General features: G+C 37.1%; 15 protein-coding genes and 3 pseudogenes. 6 read left to right on the forward strand and 12 right to left on the reverse strand.

What is annotated here, in order from left to right; genetic code table 11:
• Positions 1 to 163: 163 nt before the first annotated feature.
• The 7 genes and pseudogenes from CWC30_RS18695 to CWC30_RS06900 all read right to left on the reverse strand — a co-directional run.
• Positions 164 to 361, reverse strand: a pseudogene (locus CWC30_RS18695) (protein CapI); the annotation flags it as partial.
• 18 nt (positions 362 to 379) lie between these two features.
• Positions 380 to 535: pseudogene (locus CWC30_RS18700) on the reverse strand (UDP-glucose 6-dehydrogenase); the annotation flags it as partial.
• Positions 535 to 2,256 (reverse strand): ArnT family glycosyltransferase, encoded by a 1,722-nt coding sequence (locus CWC30_RS06880; protein WP_024603946.1) that lies wholly within the window; start codon positions 2,254 to 2,256, stop codon positions 535 to 537. The gene CWC30_RS06880 and the pseudogene CWC30_RS18700, both read right to left, overlap by 1 nt.
• Before the next feature lie 12 nt (positions 2,257 to 2,268).
• Positions 2,269 to 2,922 carry a TVP38/TMEM64 family protein gene (locus CWC30_RS06885; protein ID WP_024603947.1) on the reverse strand — a complete coding sequence of 218 codons (654 nt, stop codon included), beginning with the start codon at positions 2,920 to 2,922 and terminating at the stop codon, positions 2,269 to 2,271.
• Positions 2,918 to 3,655 (reverse strand): glycosyltransferase family 2 protein, encoded by a 738-nt coding sequence (locus CWC30_RS06890; RefSeq protein WP_024603948.1) that lies wholly within the window; start codon positions 3,653 to 3,655, stop codon positions 2,918 to 2,920. Before CWC30_RS06890 ends, CWC30_RS06885 begins: the two co-directional genes overlap by 5 nt.
• Positions 3,656 to 4,143: 488 nt before the next feature.
• Entirely contained in the window at positions 4,144 to 4,641 is a 498-nt protein-coding gene (locus CWC30_RS06895) for a hypothetical protein (RefSeq protein WP_016899637.1), read from the reverse strand.
• Between the two features lie 100 nt (positions 4,642 to 4,741).
• Entirely contained in the window at positions 4,742 to 5,188 is a 447-nt protein-coding gene (locus CWC30_RS06900; RefSeq protein ID WP_016899638.1) for a hypothetical protein, read from the reverse strand.
• Between the two features lie 281 nt (positions 5,189 to 5,469).
• Between CWC30_RS06900 and CWC30_RS06905 the strand changes: the two are divergent.
• A pseudogene (locus CWC30_RS06905) lies at positions 5,470 to 5,679 on the forward strand (IS66 family transposase); the annotation flags it as partial.
• A gap of 117 nt (positions 5,680 to 5,796) precedes the next feature.
• Here the strand turns inward: CWC30_RS06905 and gmtX are convergent.
• The 3 genes from gmtX to gmtY are packed head-to-tail and all read right to left on the reverse strand — an operon-like array spanning position 5,797 to position 10,497.
• Positions 5,797 to 6,450, reverse strand: a complete 654-nt coding sequence (gmtX, locus tag CWC30_RS06910) for a gamma-mobile-trio protein GmtX (RefSeq protein ID WP_016898929.1) — start codon at positions 6,448 to 6,450, stop codon at positions 5,797 to 5,799.
• Positions 6,451 to 6,458: 8 nt separating this feature from the next.
• Complete coding sequence (gmtZ, locus tag CWC30_RS06915; protein ID WP_036955582.1) at positions 6,459 to 9,053, reverse strand: gamma-mobile-trio integrase GmtZ; 2,595 nt, start codon at positions 9,051 to 9,053, stop codon at positions 6,459 to 6,461.
• Between the two features lies 1 nt (position 9,054).
• Positions 9,055 to 10,497 (reverse strand): gamma-mobile-trio recombinase GmtY, encoded by a 1,443-nt coding sequence (gene gmtY / locus CWC30_RS06920; protein WP_016898931.1) that lies wholly within the window; start codon positions 10,495 to 10,497, stop codon positions 9,055 to 9,057.
• A 185-nt stretch (positions 10,498 to 10,682) separates the two neighbouring features.
• Between gmtY and CWC30_RS06925 the strand changes: the two genes are divergently transcribed.
• Together CWC30_RS06925 and CWC30_RS06930 are read left to right on the forward strand one after the other, a co-directional pair.
• Positions 10,683 to 11,894 carry a tyrosine-type recombinase/integrase gene (locus CWC30_RS06925; RefSeq protein ID WP_036984048.1) on the forward strand — a complete coding sequence of 404 codons (1,212 nt, stop codon included), beginning with the start codon at positions 10,683 to 10,685 and terminating at the stop codon, positions 11,892 to 11,894.
• Complete coding sequence (locus tag CWC30_RS06930; protein WP_138626719.1) at positions 11,894 to 13,090, forward strand: cation:proton antiporter; 1,197 nt, start codon at positions 11,894 to 11,896, stop codon at positions 13,088 to 13,090. Before CWC30_RS06925 ends, CWC30_RS06930 begins: the two co-directional genes overlap by 1 nt.
• Before the next feature lie 73 nt (positions 13,091 to 13,163).
• Here CWC30_RS06930 and ydiJ read toward each other — a convergent pair whose 3' ends face one another.
• On the reverse strand, positions 13,164 to 16,211 hold the full coding sequence (gene ydiJ, locus CWC30_RS06935; protein WP_138626720.1) for a D-2-hydroxyglutarate dehydrogenase YdiJ: 3,048 nt from the start codon (positions 16,209 to 16,211) through the stop codon (positions 13,164 to 13,166).
• Between the two features lie 144 nt (positions 16,212 to 16,355).
• Here ydiJ and CWC30_RS06940 point away from each other — a divergent pair, with 144 nt between their 5' ends.
• Positions 16,356 to 16,574, forward strand: coding sequence for a PGPGW domain-containing protein (locus CWC30_RS06940; RefSeq protein ID WP_138626721.1), 219 nt, complete (start codon positions 16,356 to 16,358; stop codon positions 16,572 to 16,574).
• Positions 16,575 to 16,620: 46 nt separating this feature from the next.
• On the opposite strand, the gene ppsA is transcribed toward CWC30_RS06940, so the two are convergent.
• Entirely contained in the window at positions 16,621 to 18,996 is a 2,376-nt protein-coding gene (ppsA, locus tag CWC30_RS06945) for a phosphoenolpyruvate synthase (protein WP_138626722.1), read from the reverse strand.
• Between the two features lie 154 nt (positions 18,997 to 19,150).
• Here ppsA and ppsR point away from each other — a divergent pair, with 154 nt between their 5' ends.
• Positions 19,151 to 19,960 carry a posphoenolpyruvate synthetase regulatory kinase/phosphorylase PpsR gene (ppsR, locus tag CWC30_RS06950; protein ID WP_138626723.1) on the forward strand — a complete coding sequence of 270 codons (810 nt, stop codon included), beginning with the start codon at positions 19,151 to 19,153 and terminating at the stop codon, positions 19,958 to 19,960.
• A gap of 144 nt (positions 19,961 to 20,104) precedes the next feature.
• On the forward strand, positions 20,105 to 20,462 hold a 358-nt coding region (locus CWC30_RS06955; RefSeq protein WP_171034691.1), incomplete at its 3' end, for a transposase domain-containing protein.

Genomic DNA, 20,462 nt, shown 5'->3' on the forward strand with positions numbered 1-20,462 from the left:
TTTTTACACAGTCTGTGCCATGAACGGACCTTGATGAATAGTATTGGATAATATTCCATTATCAAAGTGTCCTGTTTGATTACAGCAGATAATTACTGATATTAGAAATATAGGCGGACATCTCTAGATGTCACTATTATGCAAAAATGGATAGATAAATCACTTAACCATAAAATTCACGATACCAGTCAACAAAGTTATTAACGCCCTGTTCAACACTCATTTTAGGCTTATAGCCAGTAACATTAAATAAGTCATCAATATCTGCAAAGGTTTGGTAAACATCGCCCGCTTGCATCGGCATAAAATTTTTCTTGGCTTTAATTCCTAACGCGCTTTCAAGTGACTGAACAAAATCGAGATCATCTTTAAATAAAAAAGCTTCTATTTCTTTATCGACAAAGGGAGATTTACGACTATTAATTAAATCTACTTTCGCTGGAACGATATCGTAGATAACCACCTTATTATGCTGAGCAAGTAAAATGGCATTAGACAAACCAACAAAACCTGCTCCTACTACAGCTATTTTCATTAATACGCTTCTCTAGGAACACTAAAACGCTTAATAACTTTTGGCGCTTGGCAGTTTTCTGCCATTTGCTTAGCACTTAATAATAACCAGTGCTGCCTGTGAGCGTAGCCCATATCTTGCCCGTTAGACACATCGAAACACGTTAAGTTGGCATCATCTGGCACTAAAATAAATCGACCCGCCTTCTCGCCCATCCATAGCCATGCGTTACGCTCTTCTTCTTCATCCGTTGCTAGGTAACTAAAATGCGTTATTGGTAATTGTGAAAACAATAAAAATTGCTCTTTAAATTTCACTAACCCAAGTTCACCGCGCTCACCATGCTGACCTAAGGTGTTTTCCACTTCTTCAATAACATGTTTGGGTGTGCGCAGGGGCTCGGCTAGCCAATATCCTAAGGTACTCACTATTAACCAAGAAGCGACAATTACCATTCCTAAATTAAAAAAGGCGTTTTTCGACCGTAATCGCCATAAACTAACTAACCATATCGCTGCTAAAATAAACGCTAAACCTGCCGCCCACGGGATCATTTCAGGGTATGCGGTTAATGGTTTCACTAATTTTTTATGACCCGTTAATAAACCAATGCAAGCGACAACAAGCACAATAGCAATTAACCATAAAATGCTTTTGCTGATGCGGTTAAACCATAACGGTAGTTTAACTTCATGGTAAGCAATGGTGGTAAACAGCGACAACATCGGCAATGCAGGTAACACATAAACCCCGCGCTTGCCCGGACTAATACTGAAAAAACACACCACAAGCACAACCCAAGCAAACAATATCATCAATACTGGATCTGTTTTTAATTTGTGATAAACATGCTTTAGCGAGCTCAACAATAAAATTGGTAATGGAAACCACATCACGGGAATTACACTAACAATAAAATAATACCAAGGCTCAAGGTGATGCCAGGCATTGGCGTACCGTTCGCCCGTTTGCTTGAACAGAATATTGTTTTTGTACTGAATTAATTCAGGGGTCGCTTGCTCTGCCACCGTAATCATCATCGGTACAAACCAAGCCGCCAACACCAAGAAAAAGGGCACAAAACCTAACCAACAAGCGAAGGTGAGCCTGCCTTTAAAATAGTCTTTATTCGCCAAGCGATAAGCAATGATGGGAATAAACATGAGTACAGGTAAAAAACCTACCCCTTTAGTAATAATGCCGAGCGCCATAAATGCCCACGAAATAAAATACCAGCGCCAATTGGGCCCTAAAATGAAATGACGGATAAAGCCATAACAACCAATCGTTATCCAACACATCACCATCGCATCAATTTGGGCAGCTTTAGCTTGGATCAAAAATTGTGGTGTAATTAATAAAAGTAAAGCGGCATTGCGACCCACGCGAACACTATGGAGTTTTGCCCCAAGATCATACACCAAAAATAAAGTGATCAAGCCACAGATGGCGTTTGGCAGTAAAAATGCCAGTTTTAGGTTGCCAATAAGTGAATAAAAAAGAGCGATTGACCACATAAAAACTGGTGGTTTATCAGGATAAAATTCACCGCCACGCATTGGAAATAGCCAATTGCCAGTGGCAACCATTTCTCTGGCTACTTCAACAAATCGAGGTTCATCAGCAGGCCACGGTGAACGAATACCAATACCTAATAAAATAATAACAGCGGCAAAGGCCAGTAAGATTTTTAAGACGGCGTAATAATCATCTTGTTCGAAGGTTTTTATTATATTTTTCATAACCTAACTTCTTTATAGTTCTTGTACTTTACGACGAAATTGACTGCGATAAAGCAGTGAGCCAATTACCGATGAAACAATAAACAGCGCAATACTGATGAGTATTTTTTCGTGCTCTGATAAACCAATTCCAGCGCCAGCGTAGGCAAAAATTAAGGTTTGTGGAATGTAGCCAATAAAGCTACCAAGAAAAAACCCCTGAGCCGGTACTGTAGTTGCTCCAGCTGCGACATTAGTAAACAAGTTACTGCCGATAGGTAACAACCGAATCATCAATACCTTTAAGGTGGTATTGTCTTTAACCAAGCGTTCAAATTTCATTAAACTTTTATTAAATTTGCGTTGCAAGCTTGAGCGAAACAACCATTTGGCGGCGTAAAATGACAAAATACAACCGAGCTCTGTTGCTACTAACGCTAAAAGTGCCCCTTCAACAGCCCCAAAAGCAAAACCAAACGCAAACGCTAACAATTGGCGTGGCGCACCAAGAGCGGCATAGGCAGCCCCCATCGCCATCAATACAACAACGGCTTGTTTGCCTTGTTCTTTAACAAACTTAGCGACCCAGTTACTGTCAGCGATATGTTCAAAAAAACCTTGTTGAACTGCAAACGCTATCGCAATAAATAACGACAAACTAACAATAAATTTAGCGAGCCTGTTAATCGTCACTAGTGTTACTCGTTTGAATTTCATTAACCATTGGCACTTTGCCACGACGAATAAGCCACATCATGCCTAATACATCAACAATACCGACCCAAGCTCGATTCCAAGCCGTGTATTTTGATAGACCATGTTCACGATCGCGGTGGTTCACTTCTTGCACTTGCACTTCGCCTCCCATACGTTTGACCAAAGCAGGAATATAACGGTGCATATGGTTAAAGTGTGGTAGCCTTAGGTATGTGGCTGTGGGCACTACTTTCAAACCACAGCCGGTATCTGGCACACCATCATGTAAAATAGCATCGCGGAATTTATTAGCAAAACGCGACTGAAAACGTTTCCAAGGCGTGTCTTTTCGGTTTTTACGGTAGCCAATTACGCAAAAATTAGCGGCTTCTATTTGTTGAGCGCGCTCAACTAATTTAGGCAAATCAGCCGGATCGTTTTGTCCGTCGGCATCAAGGGTCGCCATCAAGGTGTATTTCGCCTGTAACACACCCGACACAATCGCTGTGCTTTGTCCGACACTGTAGGCATGTTTGATAGCTTTTACATCACAGCCTAATGTTCTTCCAGTTTCGAGGGCGGTTTCAAAGGTACTATCACTACAGCCATCATCGACAACGATAATCTCAAACGGGTATAAATCAGCAAGGCTGGTATGAATTTCTTCAATAAGATGGCCAATATTTTCGGCTTCGTCTTTGGCAGGAAGTACAACTGATAACATATATAAATCCCTGTTTTTTAGTTATTAGCGATAATAAATTTGCAAATTAATCACCGATAAGTCAAGCAATTAAAGAAACCTATCGGCTAAATAAAAAGTGTCTTAATAAAATATCAGGCAAACCTTAAGATTTACTTAAGAAAAACTGAAAAAATGATTTACAGCACTACACGCAATATTACTCTGAATATTAGGACTCTTTTCTCGGGTAGATTTCATCATACTTTAATGGCTACAAGTCCATTAGTTTTGTTGAGACATTTTTTTTTAACTGTAAAATATTAGAATATCCACGTTCACCAGCATATGTTCAATGTCCGTAACTCGCTCTAAGCAGTCTTTAGAGCATTTACTTTTACTCACTTTGGGGCAGAAGCAATGCGCAAGTTTTGCAATTTACTCACTCGTTAATGGACAAAAGCAAGTTAGAGTATTTATTCGGTAACGCCCAAAGCAGCGGCACGCGTTAGCGTTGCTGCCTTTGTTTGTTATGCCGTATTACTCTTATGCAATTGATCAATGTATTTTTGCAGTCTTGTATGCCATAGATAAAATCCAAACACCGAAACTAGCACTCCAATAAATATTCCAGAAAAGCTTATGTACTTAGCCATATCATATTTGGCTGTTCTAGTATTCATAGCAATTCTTGTTGCTGGATTTGAATTTATTATCGCATCAGCCTCTTTGCTTAATTTTTCAGATTCGATAAGTATTTTGTCCAGTTCTTTTTTTTGTTCTTCTGACAGGAGACTCTGATCGCCAGCCACACTGTTGTAGATAGCTATACCCTCATTAGTTTTTTTTGCAAATTTCTCATACGCCTTACCACCTTCAAATATGCTATTCACGTATTCTGCATTCGACTCAAAAAACTGATCATATTCATTAGAGGCGCTCCACCAGAATGCTGCTGACGAAAAGACAACAACAAGTCCAAATATGGACATGAACTTATATAGGTTATCAGTTGGTGGGGTAATCATAATTCTTGATTCCAAAGAAATAAAGCCCTGTTAATGGGTAAAATAAAGTTGGCTAAAATTATGCGATGAAAGAGCAAAAGCCAACTGTATTTTGTCCTTGTTAAACAGCTTGTATGGCATTTTTTATGCTCAGAAACTCTGCAACTAAATCCCAACGGTCTTCATAGTTTGCCAAGTCAGGGATTGTTTTTAAACTTACCTTACCCCAATCAGCACTTCTTGGCGCGTTTTGAATTACGGCAACAGGAAAATCATAATATTTAGGCGGCAATATTTCTTTTTTGCCATCTTTTGAACCACGGTTTAATAAAACAACAACTACAAAATCACAATCAAAATTTTTAATTGGAAAGCCGTTTGCTCCAGTGCGCCAACGGCTTTTCACCTGCACCATTGCTGATTTATTTGATTCTGGGTTTGTAGCAACTAAATCATAACCAGGCATATTAGTATAAGTTTTGTAACTTGCTATTTTATGTAGCAAAAGCTGACCTAAAGCTAAAAACTCTGCACCTTCAGCTTCTAAACGAGTATCAAGACGCGCCATAACTTCCCTAAATGCCTAACAGCATATCACTAAAAATTGCCGTTAAAACTCTATGTGTTAATTTCCAGAATTATCAAAATACGGTTTTTAATAATCTAATTATTACTAACTTACACATAGGCAAAAGGAATTACAATTGTTTAGACTACTCTATAACCGAGAATTTACTTGTTCGAGAATGGATAAAATTATATTACGAGAACATGCATAAAAATAGTTTTAAAATTAGCAACTTAAATGTTACTGAAAATTTAAACCTGAAACCACTTAAATTACATAAAGCCAAATCCATTGTTGACGAGTTATACCAATGGTTGCTCAAGCACAAAGATAAAATCCCGCCCAAAATGGCGCTAGGTAAAGCCATCAACTACGCGATAAATTAATTTGAAAAATTCCGGCGTTACTTAGAGGATGGCAGACTTAAAATTGATAACAATCGCGCAGAGCGAGCTATAAAACCGTTCGTGATAGGGCGAAAAAACTGGCTGGTATGCTATTTACGTCAAAGTCGCTCGGTAATTAGACCGACATAACCCCTTGGTAATCACCACACTTATTCAACTAATTTTACTAAAAAGCCTAACAAATAGTACATTGACTTTATCTTATTTATTAGCCTTAATTACTTTATTCAAAGCTTGTATAAAGCCTCTTGGGAATACTTCATTTTGATATTCACTACCTTTCACTTGACCTACTTCTGTTTTCAACCAACCATTTAATTCCATACACTCGACAGATACGGCGTAGGTTAAGGCCGATAGCTCATTTTGAGTTAGCTGTAAATTAGGCATAGAGTCTGCAGTTTGATTAAATTGATTACGCTTATCGATTACTATTTCAGATTGATTTTTTAGGATGTTTAGCTCGTTTTTAAATTTCTTTCTTTCTGTTAATATTCTTGCAAAGTAAGCACGAGTCGCAATATCCGGTATCTTATTTAAGAGCTCATTATCTGAAAGTAGTAATTTTCCTTTATGTTCAACCGGTTGATTTTGTTCGCTTCTTAATTCTGACCAATAACCAATTAGCTTTCTATAGTGCACATTTTTTGTTGCACGAAGCGTTTCGTAACTTGGCCCCTCATTTTCATTGCTTAGCATTCCGATATTTGTTATTGAAAAATCAACACCTCCTTGCTCAAAATATTTTGATAAAATTAAATTTAATTTATTAAGAGTATCTCTGGTCTTTTTTGTTCTCCCTTCTTTTAGGGCCTCTAGCTTCTCATCTAGGTGCTTTATTATGTCTGCTTGCATTCTGTACCTCATTTATGAGACGTTAAGTTAATATATTTGTGATTTGTATTAGTATACCCGGCATCTAATAATTTTGAGTCAGTGAGATATTTTTCGGCTTCAAGATAATCCGCAACAATTCTAAACCCTTCAAATTTATCATTTGGGGAGGCAATTTTCGCCATTTGTCTTATCATTGCATTTCCCGCAATTAATTGTTCTTTATCACCCATTTCTAAGAAAATAGGTTTTTTACCCTGCTTGAGTAAGATGCGACTTAATTGAATTGTACGTTGCTTTAATGCTGGAGTTTTTTGTAGTGTGTCCATAAAATCTGGATATATTTCCGCATCCTCACATAAGCATGATAGGTGCAATAGTTCAGATTTAGTTTCAATGAACTTCAAAGCCGTATTTACATCAGTTGTGTTTCCTAAAGCTATTAATTTATTTCTATTATTATCAGTGTCTCGGTTTTCTTCTAATTGTATAATTTTAGATATGATGCCAAAACATGATATCCAGTCCTTAGTATATTCGTCAGACTCAACTTTTTGTTTTTCATACCTGCGTTGAAATGAGTGAATCTCTTCAAATTTTAAAAATGGTTTATTGTTTTGCTCAGCGATAAACTTACTGTCTTTGAGCTTCTCTAACTTTGTTTCTAAATCTAATGCTAGGCTTGCCGCTTCATGAGCTTTGAAGCTTAACTGATTAAATAAAGCATTTAGTTTTGGTAAATAAACAGCTTCGGTGATGAACCACCTACACCTAATGCAATTTTCTGGCCCATTTGGTACTTTTCCATATACCCTTTCTATTGCCCTAGCTTTATTAATTAAAAGTTCACCACCATTCCAGCATCCACCTAGAGTACTCATTTCATCGGAGCGAACATTATTTCCACCTACTAAGCACATACCATATGCTCTTTCTTCCCATCCTATAGGGTTTCTATTTGCTAGTGATGCTACAACACTATCTTCACTGTTATAAACAACGTTACATTTAATTTGATTAATGGATGCATCTTTTAGAAATGAGCGAAGTGAGTTATCCGAGTTTTCGATCAATCTCTCCTCTGCATCTTGCATTTTATCTGCCATAACTGACGGTGAAATTTTGTTATAATATATCGTTGAAATTAGCCTTGAATGACCCGCAAGTAGTTTAGATATTACTGGGATAGGTACGTTTGAATCCATTGAATAAGCTGTAATTAGGCTTACTCTTAAACTATGTGGAGGAAAATGTGTAGTTGATCCTTTTAATTTTTCGTTTTCATAATTGACAACTAAGCTGAGTTTTTCTCCATTCTCAAGAGTATCACCTTCACTAAATAGATTATTTTCGAGCTCTAATAATAAAGAGTACCAAAGGCGTTTTAAGGAATCAGCATCAATAGGTTTGAGCTTATCATCGCCATGAGCTGTAGGGTCTCGAAATAAAAAACACATATTCCCCATTGTATTGAGTTGAAGTTCTGATTTAGTCGTGCCTAAGTGTTTTCTTGAAAGTTCTTTGCAGTGTAATGGTCTGTGTATTGGATTGTATTTATTTTGCCAGTTTCTAAGTTTTTCAAGCCAATATAAAACTTCTTGATGATTCCATGGTATTACATAGCCAGCGTCAACTTCAGCATCAGAGGTTTTATTAGTGTTTATAAATAGTCCTGTTGTATAAGTTGAAGTATATTGATCATATATTCTCCTAAAAACACCTTTTTCAACCAATTTTGGGCTAGAAGTCTTCATTAATTTGCTTTCATTTTCTATCCAAGATTTATTGTCATATTTCCAAGTATCATCCTCCCCAGAGTCTAACATTCTTACTTGATAGGTTCTCAGTGGTAAATGCAGTTTTATCAATAATGCCAATGATCTAACAGGAGACCACATTTGAATAACTACTTTATCAGTAGCGCCTTTTGGTTTGATTTTTCTTTGGCGCCAAACACAGTCAGGATCATTTTTGTCAATCAAACTTTCAGGTACTTCGAACCAATCACCACCCTTTGCTCCTGAACGAACTCCTGTTTGAGCTTGTGCCCAAAGCCAATCTTTGAATGACAGACCGTGGTATGTTTCATCGTGTATAGTTGTTTTGTCGGTATGAGGTGAAATTATATTTCTTAGCTTGAGTATATATTTATAAGGAAGTGGCTGGCGAACTGTTTCAAGAGGAACACTTTTAAATTTAACCTTTATAAATGGGTTAACGACCATTTTTTTTGGGACATCGTTTTGGTCGGCGACTGTAAAATGCTTTTCGATAACAAAGTCAATAAAATCAACTATGTAGTTTGGTCTTCTTGAATGCTCGTTCAGATCGTTTATGCCTGATATTTTCATTACTTCGATAAGTTCATCTGAACTACATACATGGCCATTTGAACCTCTAAAAAAATCATCGATATTAGATGCATAGGGAGCATGTATAAAAAGATATTTTTCTAACAAAAAAGTCAGAGCCACTCTTTTTACATCTATTGCCGTTGTTTGCACCTCCATCCATTTACTCGCAAGCTTCTCCCAAGAATGCCATTTAGTGCCAAGAACTTTAGATACCCAGCTAAATGTTAAATCTATACTTCGATTGTCATTTTTTTTAATTGTTTTTATCATTTTATACCTTAAATTTTTTATTTTCACCTGAAAAGTATTGATGAGGATCTATGTCATTGAAACCATATTTAGTAAGGTTTTCCCAACTTAAATCTAATAGTTTTTCACCTTTAACTAATGCTTCTGAAGCAGCAGTTAAAGTATTTGATATTTCGTTGAAATTTGGCTCTGTGTATGGAGTTTGAGAGTCAAGCGATTTGTGATGCATGCATCTTCTGATTATTAATGGATTTACGTTGGCTCGTCGTAAACGCCGACCATAGCTATGTCTATGACCATGTGGATCATAACCTTCATGCTTTGAGGGCAATAAATTAATTCTTTTTAATGCATTTTTATAGTTTTGATGAAATGCATTTAATGTATAAGGTGAGCCGGAATATTTGTGATGAAATGAAATAAAGGCATAGGGATGATTGCATAATATAGAGGCTCGATATTGATGGTAAACTTTCCAGAGACTTAGAAAAATCTCGCCATAGTATGAGGGGAACCAATTAACAATTATATAACCATCTCTGTGGTCTATAGTCCCACCTTTCCAGCCTAAATGTTCAGTATTGAACATAGAAACACGAGGTATTCTACCATATTTTTCTTTTAGGAATAATTTTCTGGAGTTTCCACCCTTGTATGATTTCCAGCCATAAGGGGCAACACCTTGCTCTTCATTATATATCTTAACAAGCGCAGAATTATTATTTAGAGGGTCTAATTCAATATCTGAAACCCACAAAGTCATGGCCTCACTTTCTCTTAAGCCACCTCCATGCATAAGCAGTAAAATTAGCTTGTCTCTTATCGAAATTCTTAAATCACGTTGAATTGAAAAACCATCGACGAAAAAAGTTTTAAATTTTTCCTCAGGGAAAGCTACTGCATCACCTTCGACTAATAAATGGGTTCTTGTTGAGCTGTAATTCATTTCTCTGTAGCTTAATAAGCTTTTTTTAAATGACTTTGTATGTCCAAGAAAGTCATTTATATTTTTCCTATACCATGCGGAATAAAGTAAAACACTACGAAAATCATTTGGGATAAGTTTATAGGTTTTTGTGCATTTTGGCTCTAACCAATTTAGAAATGAGACTAAACAACGAATAATATTTTTAGTATTAAGAAAGGACTTTGGCTCCCAAAAAAGACCAGAAGGGTCGAACCCTTGTTCATCTAAAGTACCAGTTCTCAACCTTAAAATGAATGAAGTAAGTAATCTGTCAGGATCACTAAATATATTTTTATTAGCTTCCATATAATCAAGAAATAGTCTAAAGGCTCTTGCATAAGATATGAGAGTGGAACGACTTTTACCTTGTGCGGTTAAGATTAAAAAATAGTCTGTAATTAGTGGAATGTCACCTTTGACGGTAAGAATTACAGGAACATTAACCCACGAGCCTGTGTTATCTGTAATAATTTTTGCAATAACGGTAACTGTTGACATCTTAAACTTGAATTATTCTTAATATCAAAAAGTTAATCTATTTTGAAGGAAATATAAAGGTAATATAAAGGTAATATTTATTAACTTGAAAGAAAAGTACATGTGAAGAACACTATATACAATAGACAGTATCGGACTTTAAGGTTAACCTATAAGTCTATTATTTTCTTATATATTTTACTATTATGCTTGTTGCTCTGGTCGATACATTTAAACAACTACGTTATCAAATAGCTCATCTTGAAGATAATACACTCTCATCAGAATATCCAGAACTAGCCTCTTTTATACAGCAAGTCAGCTTGACTGTAACTGAATCAAAGGCTGATCTTAATTTTTTATACCAGTTTTTATATGTTTATGGCCGAAAATCTGAGGCAACCTATAGCCGTTTTCGTAATGAGTTGGAACGGTTTTATTTATGGTCATGGCTTATAGCTGAAAAATCTGTATTTGAACTTAAGCGTGAAGATATTGAAGCCTATATTGATTTTATGGTTGAACCGGATAAAAAATGGGCATCTACATCTGTTCAATGGCGTTATAAAGATGAGCAAGGAATTCGTCGGTTAAATCAAAATTGGCGCCCTTTCATGTTAAAAGAATCTATTGCGAGTCAGCAAACATTATCGGCCATGTTTACTGCCCTCAATGTATTTTATAAATTCGCTATTTTAGAAGAAAAAACCTTTGCTAACTTTGTACCTGTTGTTAAAAAAAATAGTCCCTACTTGGTTGTGCAATCGCAAATACAAATCCCCGATACATTAAGTGATATTCAATGGGAATATGTATTTGGCGTTACCCGAGATATATGCGAAAAAAAACCAGAGTATGAAAGAAACTTATTTACCCTCGCCTGTTTAAAAGGACTCTACCTTCGTATTTCAGAATTATCAGAGCGACCACAATGGTCACCTGTTATGTCTCATTTTTGGCAAGATAATGATGGCTTTTGGTTTTTACGGATAATGGGTAAGGGTAATAAATTACGAGATGTAACTTTAAGTGATGATTTTCTTGAGTATTTAAAACGTTATCGGTTATACCGTGGTTTACCTGCCCTGCCCCGGGTTGACGAATCCGACCCGTTAGTGCATAAAATTCGTGGCCAAGGTGGTATGACAGTAAGACAAATTCGCAGATTGGTACAACAAAGTTTCGATATTGCGCAACAATCTTTACTTGATGATGGATTTAAAGATGACGCGGAACAATTAGAAGCGGCCACTGCGCATTGGTTACGCCATACGGGGGCAACGCATGACGCACAAACTCGCCCTTTGAAACATTTATCTGAAGATTTAGGCCACGCAAAAATTGCTACAACCGATCAAATTTATATTCAAACAAATATTAAAGAACGGGCAAAATCTGGAATAAAAAGGAAAATTTAATGGAATACTTAGTTATTGCTTTTATTGGTGCATTATTTTTAATTTATTCTATAACACTACGCCAATTAGAAAAAACAGAAATTACCGGGCCGATGTTTTTTGTTATAGGGGGGATACTGCTAGCATTGATAGCTCCGAACGAAAGTGAAAATTTTAAAAATGGCTTACGGTATTTACTACCCTTTATAGAATTAACGCTCAGTATCTTTTTATTTACCGATGCAGCAAAGTCAAAATTAGGAGTATTAAGGCATAGTTTTCAATATCCAAGTTTACTTTTATTTGTTGCCTTACCATTAACTCTATTACTCGGGGTTGCTACCGCGTTATTTTTATTTGCTGAGCTTTCATTAATTCAAGCAGCACTTATCGCAATTATATTAACCCCAACTGATGCGGCTTTAAGTAAGGGATTATTAAGCAATACAAAAGTACCTGAAAAAATTCGTGAAGGAATAAATACCGAAAGTGGTTTGAATGATGGTTTATGTGTTCCTATTTTTTTAATATTTATATTACTGGCAAAAAATCCAGAATCTGCAATTACAGCAACGCAAGCGTTAAGTGTGTTTGGCAGAGAACTTGGTTTAGCCTTATTAGTTGCCTTTACAAGTATTGCTGTTTTTATTCCGTGTTTAAATTTTGCAATGAAGCGACATTACTTTGCGCAAAACACGAGTCCTTTTTTATTATTAGGTTTTGCTATGGCGGTGTTTTCGATTACGCAATATTTTCATGGCAGTGGATTTATTGCGGTGTTTGTTGCGGGTTTATTATTTGATAAATACGCGAGTACTAAAATAAACAAAGAGCTGATTGAAGACTCAGAGCATATAGCTGACTTTTCCTCTTTAATGATCTGGTGTTTGTTTGGATTTGTATGTGCTTATTTAGTTTTACCTAAATTAAATTTAGCGATAATAACGTATGCATTATTAAGTACGACTTTAATTAGAATAATACCGGTTATGCTGTCATTGCAATTTACAGCACTAACAATTAAAGAGCGTTTTACATTTGCTTGGTTTGGGCCAAGAGGATTGGCCTCAATTGTTTTTACCTTAATGGTAATAGACACAAAAATAGAAAATAAATTTCAAATTGCGACCATTGCTATGACCACAATTTTATTTAGTGTATTTATTCATGGTATTAGTACAAAACCCATTGCAGACAGTTTTTCTAAAAAAAACTAAATAAATATAAACAAAAAGGCGTAACTTAATAATAAGTTGCGCCTTTTTATTTTCAGCTCAATTAATTAAATTATTAACTAAGTACATTTGCCAGTAACTCTATTGGATGCTTGGGTTTAAACTTTTCAAAACGTTTAACTTGGCTACGACATGAAAAGCCAGTTGATAAAAGTTGCTCAGGTTTATTTTTATCAACAATAGGTTTCCAACTCATTTCGTAAAGCGATCGAGAGTTATCTTGGTTTTGTGCTTCGTGGCCATACGTACCTGCCATTCCACAACAACCCGTATTTGTAGTGTTTAATGTTAAACCAAGTTCATCAAAAATAGTTTTCCAAACACTTGCCGCTTTTGGTAAAGCGGTTGTTTCAGTGCAGTGGCTCAATAATGTAAATTCAGTATTTAAATTTTGTTTAGCCGTTAACTGTTTAAACGATTGTGTTTCTAGCCATTCATGGGCAAGTAGCACATGAAAATCACCACGGTTATTTTCTAAAATTGTATTATATTCATCGCGATAACACATCACTAAAGAAGCATCTAAACCTACTAATGGCGCATTGATTTCGTTAAGTTGATTTAGAAATTCTGCAGCATTTTTAGCTGTCACTTTAAACTCATGTAAAAAACCTTTTACATGTTGGGGCTTACCATTGGGTTTAAATGGTAACAACATGGGTTTTTTTCCAAGCTGTGTGATCAGTGTAATAAAGCTCTCAACCAATTCAGCTTCGTAAAAGCTGGTGAATGGGTCTTGAACAATGAGTACATACTCATTTTGCTCATTGGCGCTTAACTTTTTAAGTAAATCTAAATCGAATTTTTGCGCTTTGTTTACACGTTTACCGAGTGCCGGAATACTTAGCTGCGGGGTATCAACATAACCGACCGTTTTTTTAATGATGCTACTAACCAATGATGTTTTTACAATTGGGTTAATAATCCGAGCAAACTTTGCCATTAACGGTGCGCTATTTTCGATATTACCCACTAAATAATCTTTGAGTGGGCGCGCATAATAACTATGGTAATAATTTAAAAAACGAGATCGAAATGTTGGTACATCTACCTTTATTGGGCAAGCGGTAGTACACGCTTTACATGCTAAACATTCGTCCATTGATGCTTTTACTTCGTGAGAAAAATCGTAAACGCCTTTGTTTTTGTTACGGCTATGAACAAAACGCTCCCACCAGGTGATAACTTCGCCTTTGTTAAGTTCTTTTTCTACTTCAAGCAAATTAACATCTTTTGACTCTTGAAGTCGTAACCATTCACGCATTAAACCCGCGCGACCTTTAGGTGAATTACGGCGATCGCCGGTCACTTTATAAGATGGGCACATTGGCGAGTTTTCATCATAATTAAAACACAAGCCGTTACCATTACAGGTCATTGCATTATTAAAACTGGTTTTAACATCGATTGAAATTTGCTTATCGAAGTAAGAACGTTTCTGCCCATCTACACTCACAAGTGAGTCTTTACTTTCAATAGGTGTACATATTTTACCGGGGTTTATTTTGTTGTTTGGGTCAAACACAGATTTTATTTTGCGTAATTGAGTAAATAAATGCTCACCAAAAAATTCAGGGCCGTATTCACTTCGGTAGCCTTTACCATGCTCGCCCCACATTAATCCACCGTATTTAGCGGTGAGTTTTACTACCTGATCTGAGATTGTGCGTAGTAATTTTTCTTGTTCTGGATCGCACATATCAAGCGCGGGTCTAACATGTAATACACCGGCATCAACATGGCCAAACATACCATATTGTAAATTATGGCTATCAAGTAGCGCTCTAAATTCAACAATGTAATCGGCTAAATTTTCAGGCGGTACGGCAGTATCCTCGGCAAACGCGAGGGGTTTTTGGCTTCCTTTTACATTACCGAGTAAACCCACTGATTTTTTACGCATTGCATAAATTTTTAGTATATCGCTTTTATCGCTGGTTAACTGATAGCCAATAACCCCATTAGTTTGGTTTTCAACGCACTCATCTAATAATTTACATAAAGTGTCTACTTTGTCTTTTATATCTTGTGGTGATACTGCATTAAACTCAACCATGTTGAGTCCTTGCATATCTTTATTTGGTACATCGGTTATTAAGTTCGATACTGAATGCCAAATAATGTCTTCGCGCGCAAGATTCAAAACTTTGCTGTCAACGGTTTCAACCGAAGTAGCACGGGCATCAACCAAAAATGGTGAATGGCGAAGTGCAGAATCAAAACTGTCATATTTTATATTGATGAGTGTTTTAAATTCAGCAATGGGTGTTAGGTTTAATTTTGCTTCAGTGACTATACCTAATGAGCCTTCAGAGCCTGTAATTAGTCGACTCATGTCAAAAGTTTGTAAGTCTTCACTTAGCACATGTTCTAAATCATACCCAGTTAAGAAGCGATTTAATCGTGGGAATTTGGCTAATATAGCGTCGCGTTCATTAATTGAAATATCTAAAACTGTTTTGTATATTTGCCCAATTAATGTGTCTTGATCGGCAATTATTTTTGCTTTTTCAATGTCTATTGGGCTGGTAGACATTGCAGTGCCATCAACTAAATAGGTGGTTAGCCCTAAAACATGGTCGCTGGTTTTGCCATAAACTAATGACCCTTGGCCAGATGCATCTGTACTGATCATGCCGCCAATAGTGGCGCGGTTACTGGTAGATAAATCGGGTGAAAAGAAAAAGCCATACGGTTTTAAAAAGTCGTTAAGTTGATCTTTTATCACGCCCGTTTGAACTCGTACCCAACCCTCTTCTACATTTATTTCGAGGATTTCACGCATATAACGTGATAAATCAACCACAATACCAGGCGTTAAAGATTGACCATTTGTTCCTGTGCCGCCACCGCGAGGACCAAAAGTTAACGATAAAAAAGGGTCTTGCGATGCTATTTGCAGAGCAACTTGAATGTCTTTTTCGCTTTTAGGAAAAATAACACCTTGTGGAAGCTGCTGGTAAATACTGTTATCGGTTGATGCAGTGAGTCTGGTTGCATAACTTGCGTCTGTATCTCCAGTAAATCCTTGATTTTGTATGGTATTTAAGTAATTTGCAACCAATTCGGTCGCGGCATCTTGTTGTGTAATCGTTGCTATCATGGCGGCGCTTTTTAATGCATTTGTGTAATTATATCATGGTGATGGCTAATAGAAATTGAAGATTTTACAGTTTGTAACACTCTTTTAATCGTAATATGAGCAGCTCTAATTATAATCAAATTAAACGCCTACTATGAGGTTTATATGAAAAAACTACTAATGCAGATCAGCGGAACAGTGTTTATTTTACTCGGATTATTGTTTGCTGTAGTACCAGGGCCTTCGTTAATATTTTTTATTGCAGGCTTACTGTGCTTTTCTATGTATTACCCAAAAGCGAGAAAGTATTTAACTTTGTGTCAAAAAGCGCTTACTCGTTCATGTGCTTATTTAGATAAAAAATTAGCAAAACACACATTTTAAGCCATAAAAATGCCAGCAGATGCTGGCATTTTTTTAACAAGGTAATTTATTTAGCGAGTTTGTCTGCTAAATATAACCATGTTTCTAGTACTGTATCTGGGTTAAGCGAAACAGAATCAATGCCCTGCTCTACTAACCATGCTGCAAAGTCTTCATGATCTGAAGGACCTTGGCCACAAATACCTACATACTTACCTTTTTCTTTTGCTGTTTTAATAGCCATCGAAAGAAGCTTTTTGATTGCAGGGTCACGCTCATCAAATAGGTGAGCAATTAAACCTGAATCGCGGTCAAGACCAAGCGTTAACTGAGTTAAATCGTTAGAACCGATAGAGAAACCATCGAAGTATTCTAAAAATTCTTCAGCCATTAATGCATTTGACGGAAGTTCACACATCATAATTACTTTAAGACCATTTTCGCCACGTTTAAGGCCGTGTTCTTCAAGTAATTCAATAACGCGTTTACCTTCTTCAAGGGTACGTACGAATGGGATCATGATTTCGATGTTGGTCATATCCATGCTGTTTCTTACGCGTTTTATTGCTTCACACTCAAGGGCAAAACAATCACGGAAGTCTTCAGAGATATAACGTGCAGCGCCACGGAAACCAATCATTGGGTTTTCTTCTTCTGGCTCGTATTGCTGGCCGCCCACCAAGTTAGCGTATTCGTTTGATTTAAAATCAGACATACGAACAATTACACGCTCTGGAGCAAACGCACAACCTAGGGTAGAAATACCTTCAACAAGTTTGCCAATATAGAATTCAACTGGTGATTCGTAACCGGCAATCATGTCAGTGATTTCTGCTTTTAATGCATCAGTTTGTGCATCAAAATTTAATAATGCTTTAGGGTGAACACCAATCATACGGTTGATGATAAACTCAACGCGGGCAAGGCCAACACCTGAATGTGGTAAACGTGCAAAATCGAATGCGCGATCTGGGTTACCTACGTTCATCATTACTTTCATTGGAAGTTCAGGCATTTCGTCTACACGTGAAGTTAAAACTTCAAAGTCTAAAATACCTTCGTAGATGAAACCTGTATCGCCTTCGGCACATGATACCGTAACTTCTTGCCCTGCTTTAATTAAATCTGTGGCATTACCACAACCAACAACGGCTGGAATACCTAACTCACGGGCAATGATTGCAGCATGACAAGTACGGCCACCACGATTTGTAACAATCGCTGCTGCACGTTTCATGATAGGTTCCCAATCTGGGTCGGTCATATCGGTAACTAAAATGTCACCTACTTGTACTTGGTCCATCTCTTTGATTGAATCAAGTACGCGCACAACACCGGTACCTATTTTGTGACCAATTGCACGGCCTTCAACAACAACATTGCTGCTGCCATTAAGTTGGAAGCGTTCCATTACGTTAGTGTCTTCGTTTGAACGAACTGTTTCTGGACGCGCCTGAACTATATATAGTTTGCCATCGTTACCATCTTTTGCCCATTCAATGTCCATTGGACGGCCGTAATGTTTTTCAATAATTACAGCTTGTTTGGCAAGGTTTTGTACTTCTTCATCTGTAATCGAGAATTTGTTTGAAAGTGCTGAGTCTACATCAACAATTTCTACTTGTTTGCCGTGAGCTTTATCTTGAGAGTAAATCATTTGAATGGCTTTAGAGCCAATATTACGACGAACTACTGATGGCTTGTTTTTAAGCAGCGTTGGTTTGTGAACATAAAATTCATCAGGGTTTACCGCACCCTGTACAACCATTTCACCCAAACCATAGCTTGATGTAATAAATACAACATCTTCAAAACCAGATTCAGTATCAATACTAAACATAACGCCTGATGCTGATTTATCTGAGCGAACCATGCGTTGAATACCTGCTGATAAGGCAACACCACGGTGATCGTAGCCTTGGTGAACACGATAAGAAATTGCACGGTCGTTAAATAATGAAGCAAATACGTGTTTGATGGCTGTCATTACAGAATCAATACCAACAACGTTTAAAAACGTTTCTTGTTGGCCTGCAAAAGAGGCATCTGGCATATCTTCAGCGGTTGCTGATGAACGAACAGCGAATGAAACATCTGCAGTTGTGTCGCCATGTAGCTGGCTGTATGCATCGCGAATTGCTTTATCGAGACTAGGTTGGAATGGGGTATCGATGATCCACTGGCGGATATCGGCGCCGACTTTGGCGAGCGTGTTTACATCATCAACATCGAGTGTATCTAAGATGTCATGAATTTTTGCGTTGAGTCCTGATTGTTCTAAAAACTCGTTAAAAGCGTCTGAGGTAGTAGCAAAACCACCTGGGACTTGCACGCCTGCGTTAGCTAAGTTTGAAATCATTTCACCAAGTGAGGCATTTTTACCACCAACTCGAGGAACATCTTGCATACCAAGCTCTTGATACCAGAGAACGTATTCTTGCACGGATCTTTCTCCAAAAAACAAATTGTAGTACTAACTGTGAGAGTTAAGAAAGAAAACCTTTCATAAAGGTCGCCCCCATTCTACACTGGCAAACGTCCTCACGTAAACCGTGATACACTTATTTTAAAATTAAATGTAATAAAAAAGAGGCTTTATGAGAACTGCGTTTTATATTTCAGATGGCACGGCAATCACATCTGAAGTGTTTGGTCATGCGACCTTATCTTTATTTCCTGTCGAATTTAATCATAAAACAATTCCTTTTGTAGAAACCGAAGAAAAAGCGCATGAAATCAAAGCGCTTATTAACGCCACATCGTCAAAGCAAGGCGAGAAGCCTCTAGTGTTTTTTACTTTTGTGAACCATAAACTATCTGAAATTATTCGCTCTGCAGATGCTGTCTCGTATGACTTTTTAACAACGTATAGCGAAAAAATTGAAAGCGAATTAAAAGTAGCCCCAGTACCCAAAGTACATAGAACCCATTCAATACACGAAAAAAGTTATGACTTTAGAATTGATGCAGTTAACTATGCTTTAATGAATGATGACGGCGGCAATATTAAAAATTTTTCTGAGGCTGATATTATTTTGGTTGGCGTTAGTCGAAGTGGTAAAACACCTACAAGCCTCTATTTAGCCCTACAATACGGTATTAAAGCAGCTAACTATCCAATTACAGAAGACGATTTAGAAAGCGAAGGGTTACCCAAGTGCCTAGTGCCTTATAAACATAAATTGTTTGGTTTAACTATAGACCCTGAGAGGTTGGCTGCAATCAGAGATAGGCGTATGGCAAATTCAAAATATGCATCAATTAGGCAGTGTCGTATTGAAGTACGCGAAGTAGAAATGCTTTATAAAAAGCATAAAATCGCATATTTAAATTCTACCCACCATTCGGTTGAAGAGATCTCAGCTAAAATTATTTCTGATACGGGTCTTGAGCGTCGTAAGTACTAACAAACTAACATATGATTTAAGCATGTAATTACACTCAACACACAAAAAAGCCGCTAAATAATAGTAATGCGGATCGTTTAAGTTAATTGAACGATCTTTCAGAGGCTTCATAATAGGCTACAACAAAAGTTGTGGCCTATTTTTATGTCTGAATTTATTAAAGAATTACACCTTACTACTGAGTTTAGCCAAGATCGTGATATTGATTCGTTTACTAAGCATATTCCCCTTGAGTGGATTGAAGCAGCCGTTACTCAAACAGGGAGAGCCTCTGTGCGTAAACGACGTTTCCCCGCCGAGCAAGCTGCTTGGCTTGTATTAGGGATTGGTTTATTAAGAAACCGCTCAATATCTGAAGTCTGTGACAAACTAGAGCTCGCTTTTCCTGACGCTAAAGGAGAACTTCCACCATTGGCGACGAGCAGTATTATAAAAGGGAAAGAAAAGCTAGGCGCAGCGCCTATGAAACACCTTTTTAAACATACAGCAACGCAGTGGGCGC

It is taken from the genome of Pseudoalteromonas sp. S4741, assembly GCF_005886135.1.
Lineage (GTDB): Bacteria > Pseudomonadota > Gammaproteobacteria > Enterobacterales > Alteromonadaceae > Pseudoalteromonas > Pseudoalteromonas tetraodonis.

What these genes read in the sequence shown, in the direction of transcription:
- CWC30_RS06880 (WP_024603946.1), bottom strand. Translation starts at nt 2,256, where the DNA reads ATGAAAAATATAATAAAAACCTTCGAACAAGATGATTATTACGCCGTC.
- CWC30_RS06890 (WP_024603948.1), bottom strand. Translation starts at nt 3,655, where the DNA reads ATGTTATCAGTTGTACTTCCTGCCAAAGACGAAGCCGAAAATATTGGC.
- CWC30_RS06895 (WP_016899637.1), bottom strand. Translation starts at nt 4,641, where the DNA reads ATGATTACCCCACCAACTGATAACCTATATAAGTTCATGTCCATATTT.
- CWC30_RS06900 (WP_016899638.1), bottom strand. Translation starts at nt 5,188, where the DNA reads ATGGCGCGTCTTGATACTCGTTTAGAAGCTGAAGGTGCAGAGTTTTTA.
- gmtX (WP_016898929.1), bottom strand. Translation starts at nt 6,450, where the DNA reads ATGCAAGCAGACATAATAAAGCACCTAGATGAGAAGCTAGAGGCCCTA.
- gmtZ (WP_036955582.1), bottom strand. Translation starts at nt 9,053, where the DNA reads ATGATAAAAACAATTAAAAAAAATGACAATCGAAGTATAGATTTAACA.
- gmtY (WP_016898931.1), bottom strand. Translation starts at nt 10,497, where the DNA reads ATGTCAACAGTTACCGTTATTGCAAAAATTATTACAGATAACACAGGC.
- CWC30_RS06925 (WP_036984048.1), top strand. Translation starts at nt 10,683, where the DNA reads ATGCTTGTTGCTCTGGTCGATACATTTAAACAACTACGTTATCAAATA.
- CWC30_RS06930 (WP_138626719.1), top strand. Translation starts at nt 11,894, where the DNA reads ATGGAATACTTAGTTATTGCTTTTATTGGTGCATTATTTTTAATTTAT.
- ydiJ (WP_138626720.1), bottom strand. Translation starts at nt 16,211, where the DNA reads ATGATAGCAACGATTACACAACAAGATGCCGCGACCGAATTGGTTGCA.
- CWC30_RS06940 (WP_138626721.1), top strand. Translation starts at nt 16,356, where the DNA reads ATGAAAAAACTACTAATGCAGATCAGCGGAACAGTGTTTATTTTACTC.
- ppsR (WP_138626723.1), top strand. Translation starts at nt 19,151, where the DNA reads ATGAGAACTGCGTTTTATATTTCAGATGGCACGGCAATCACATCTGAA.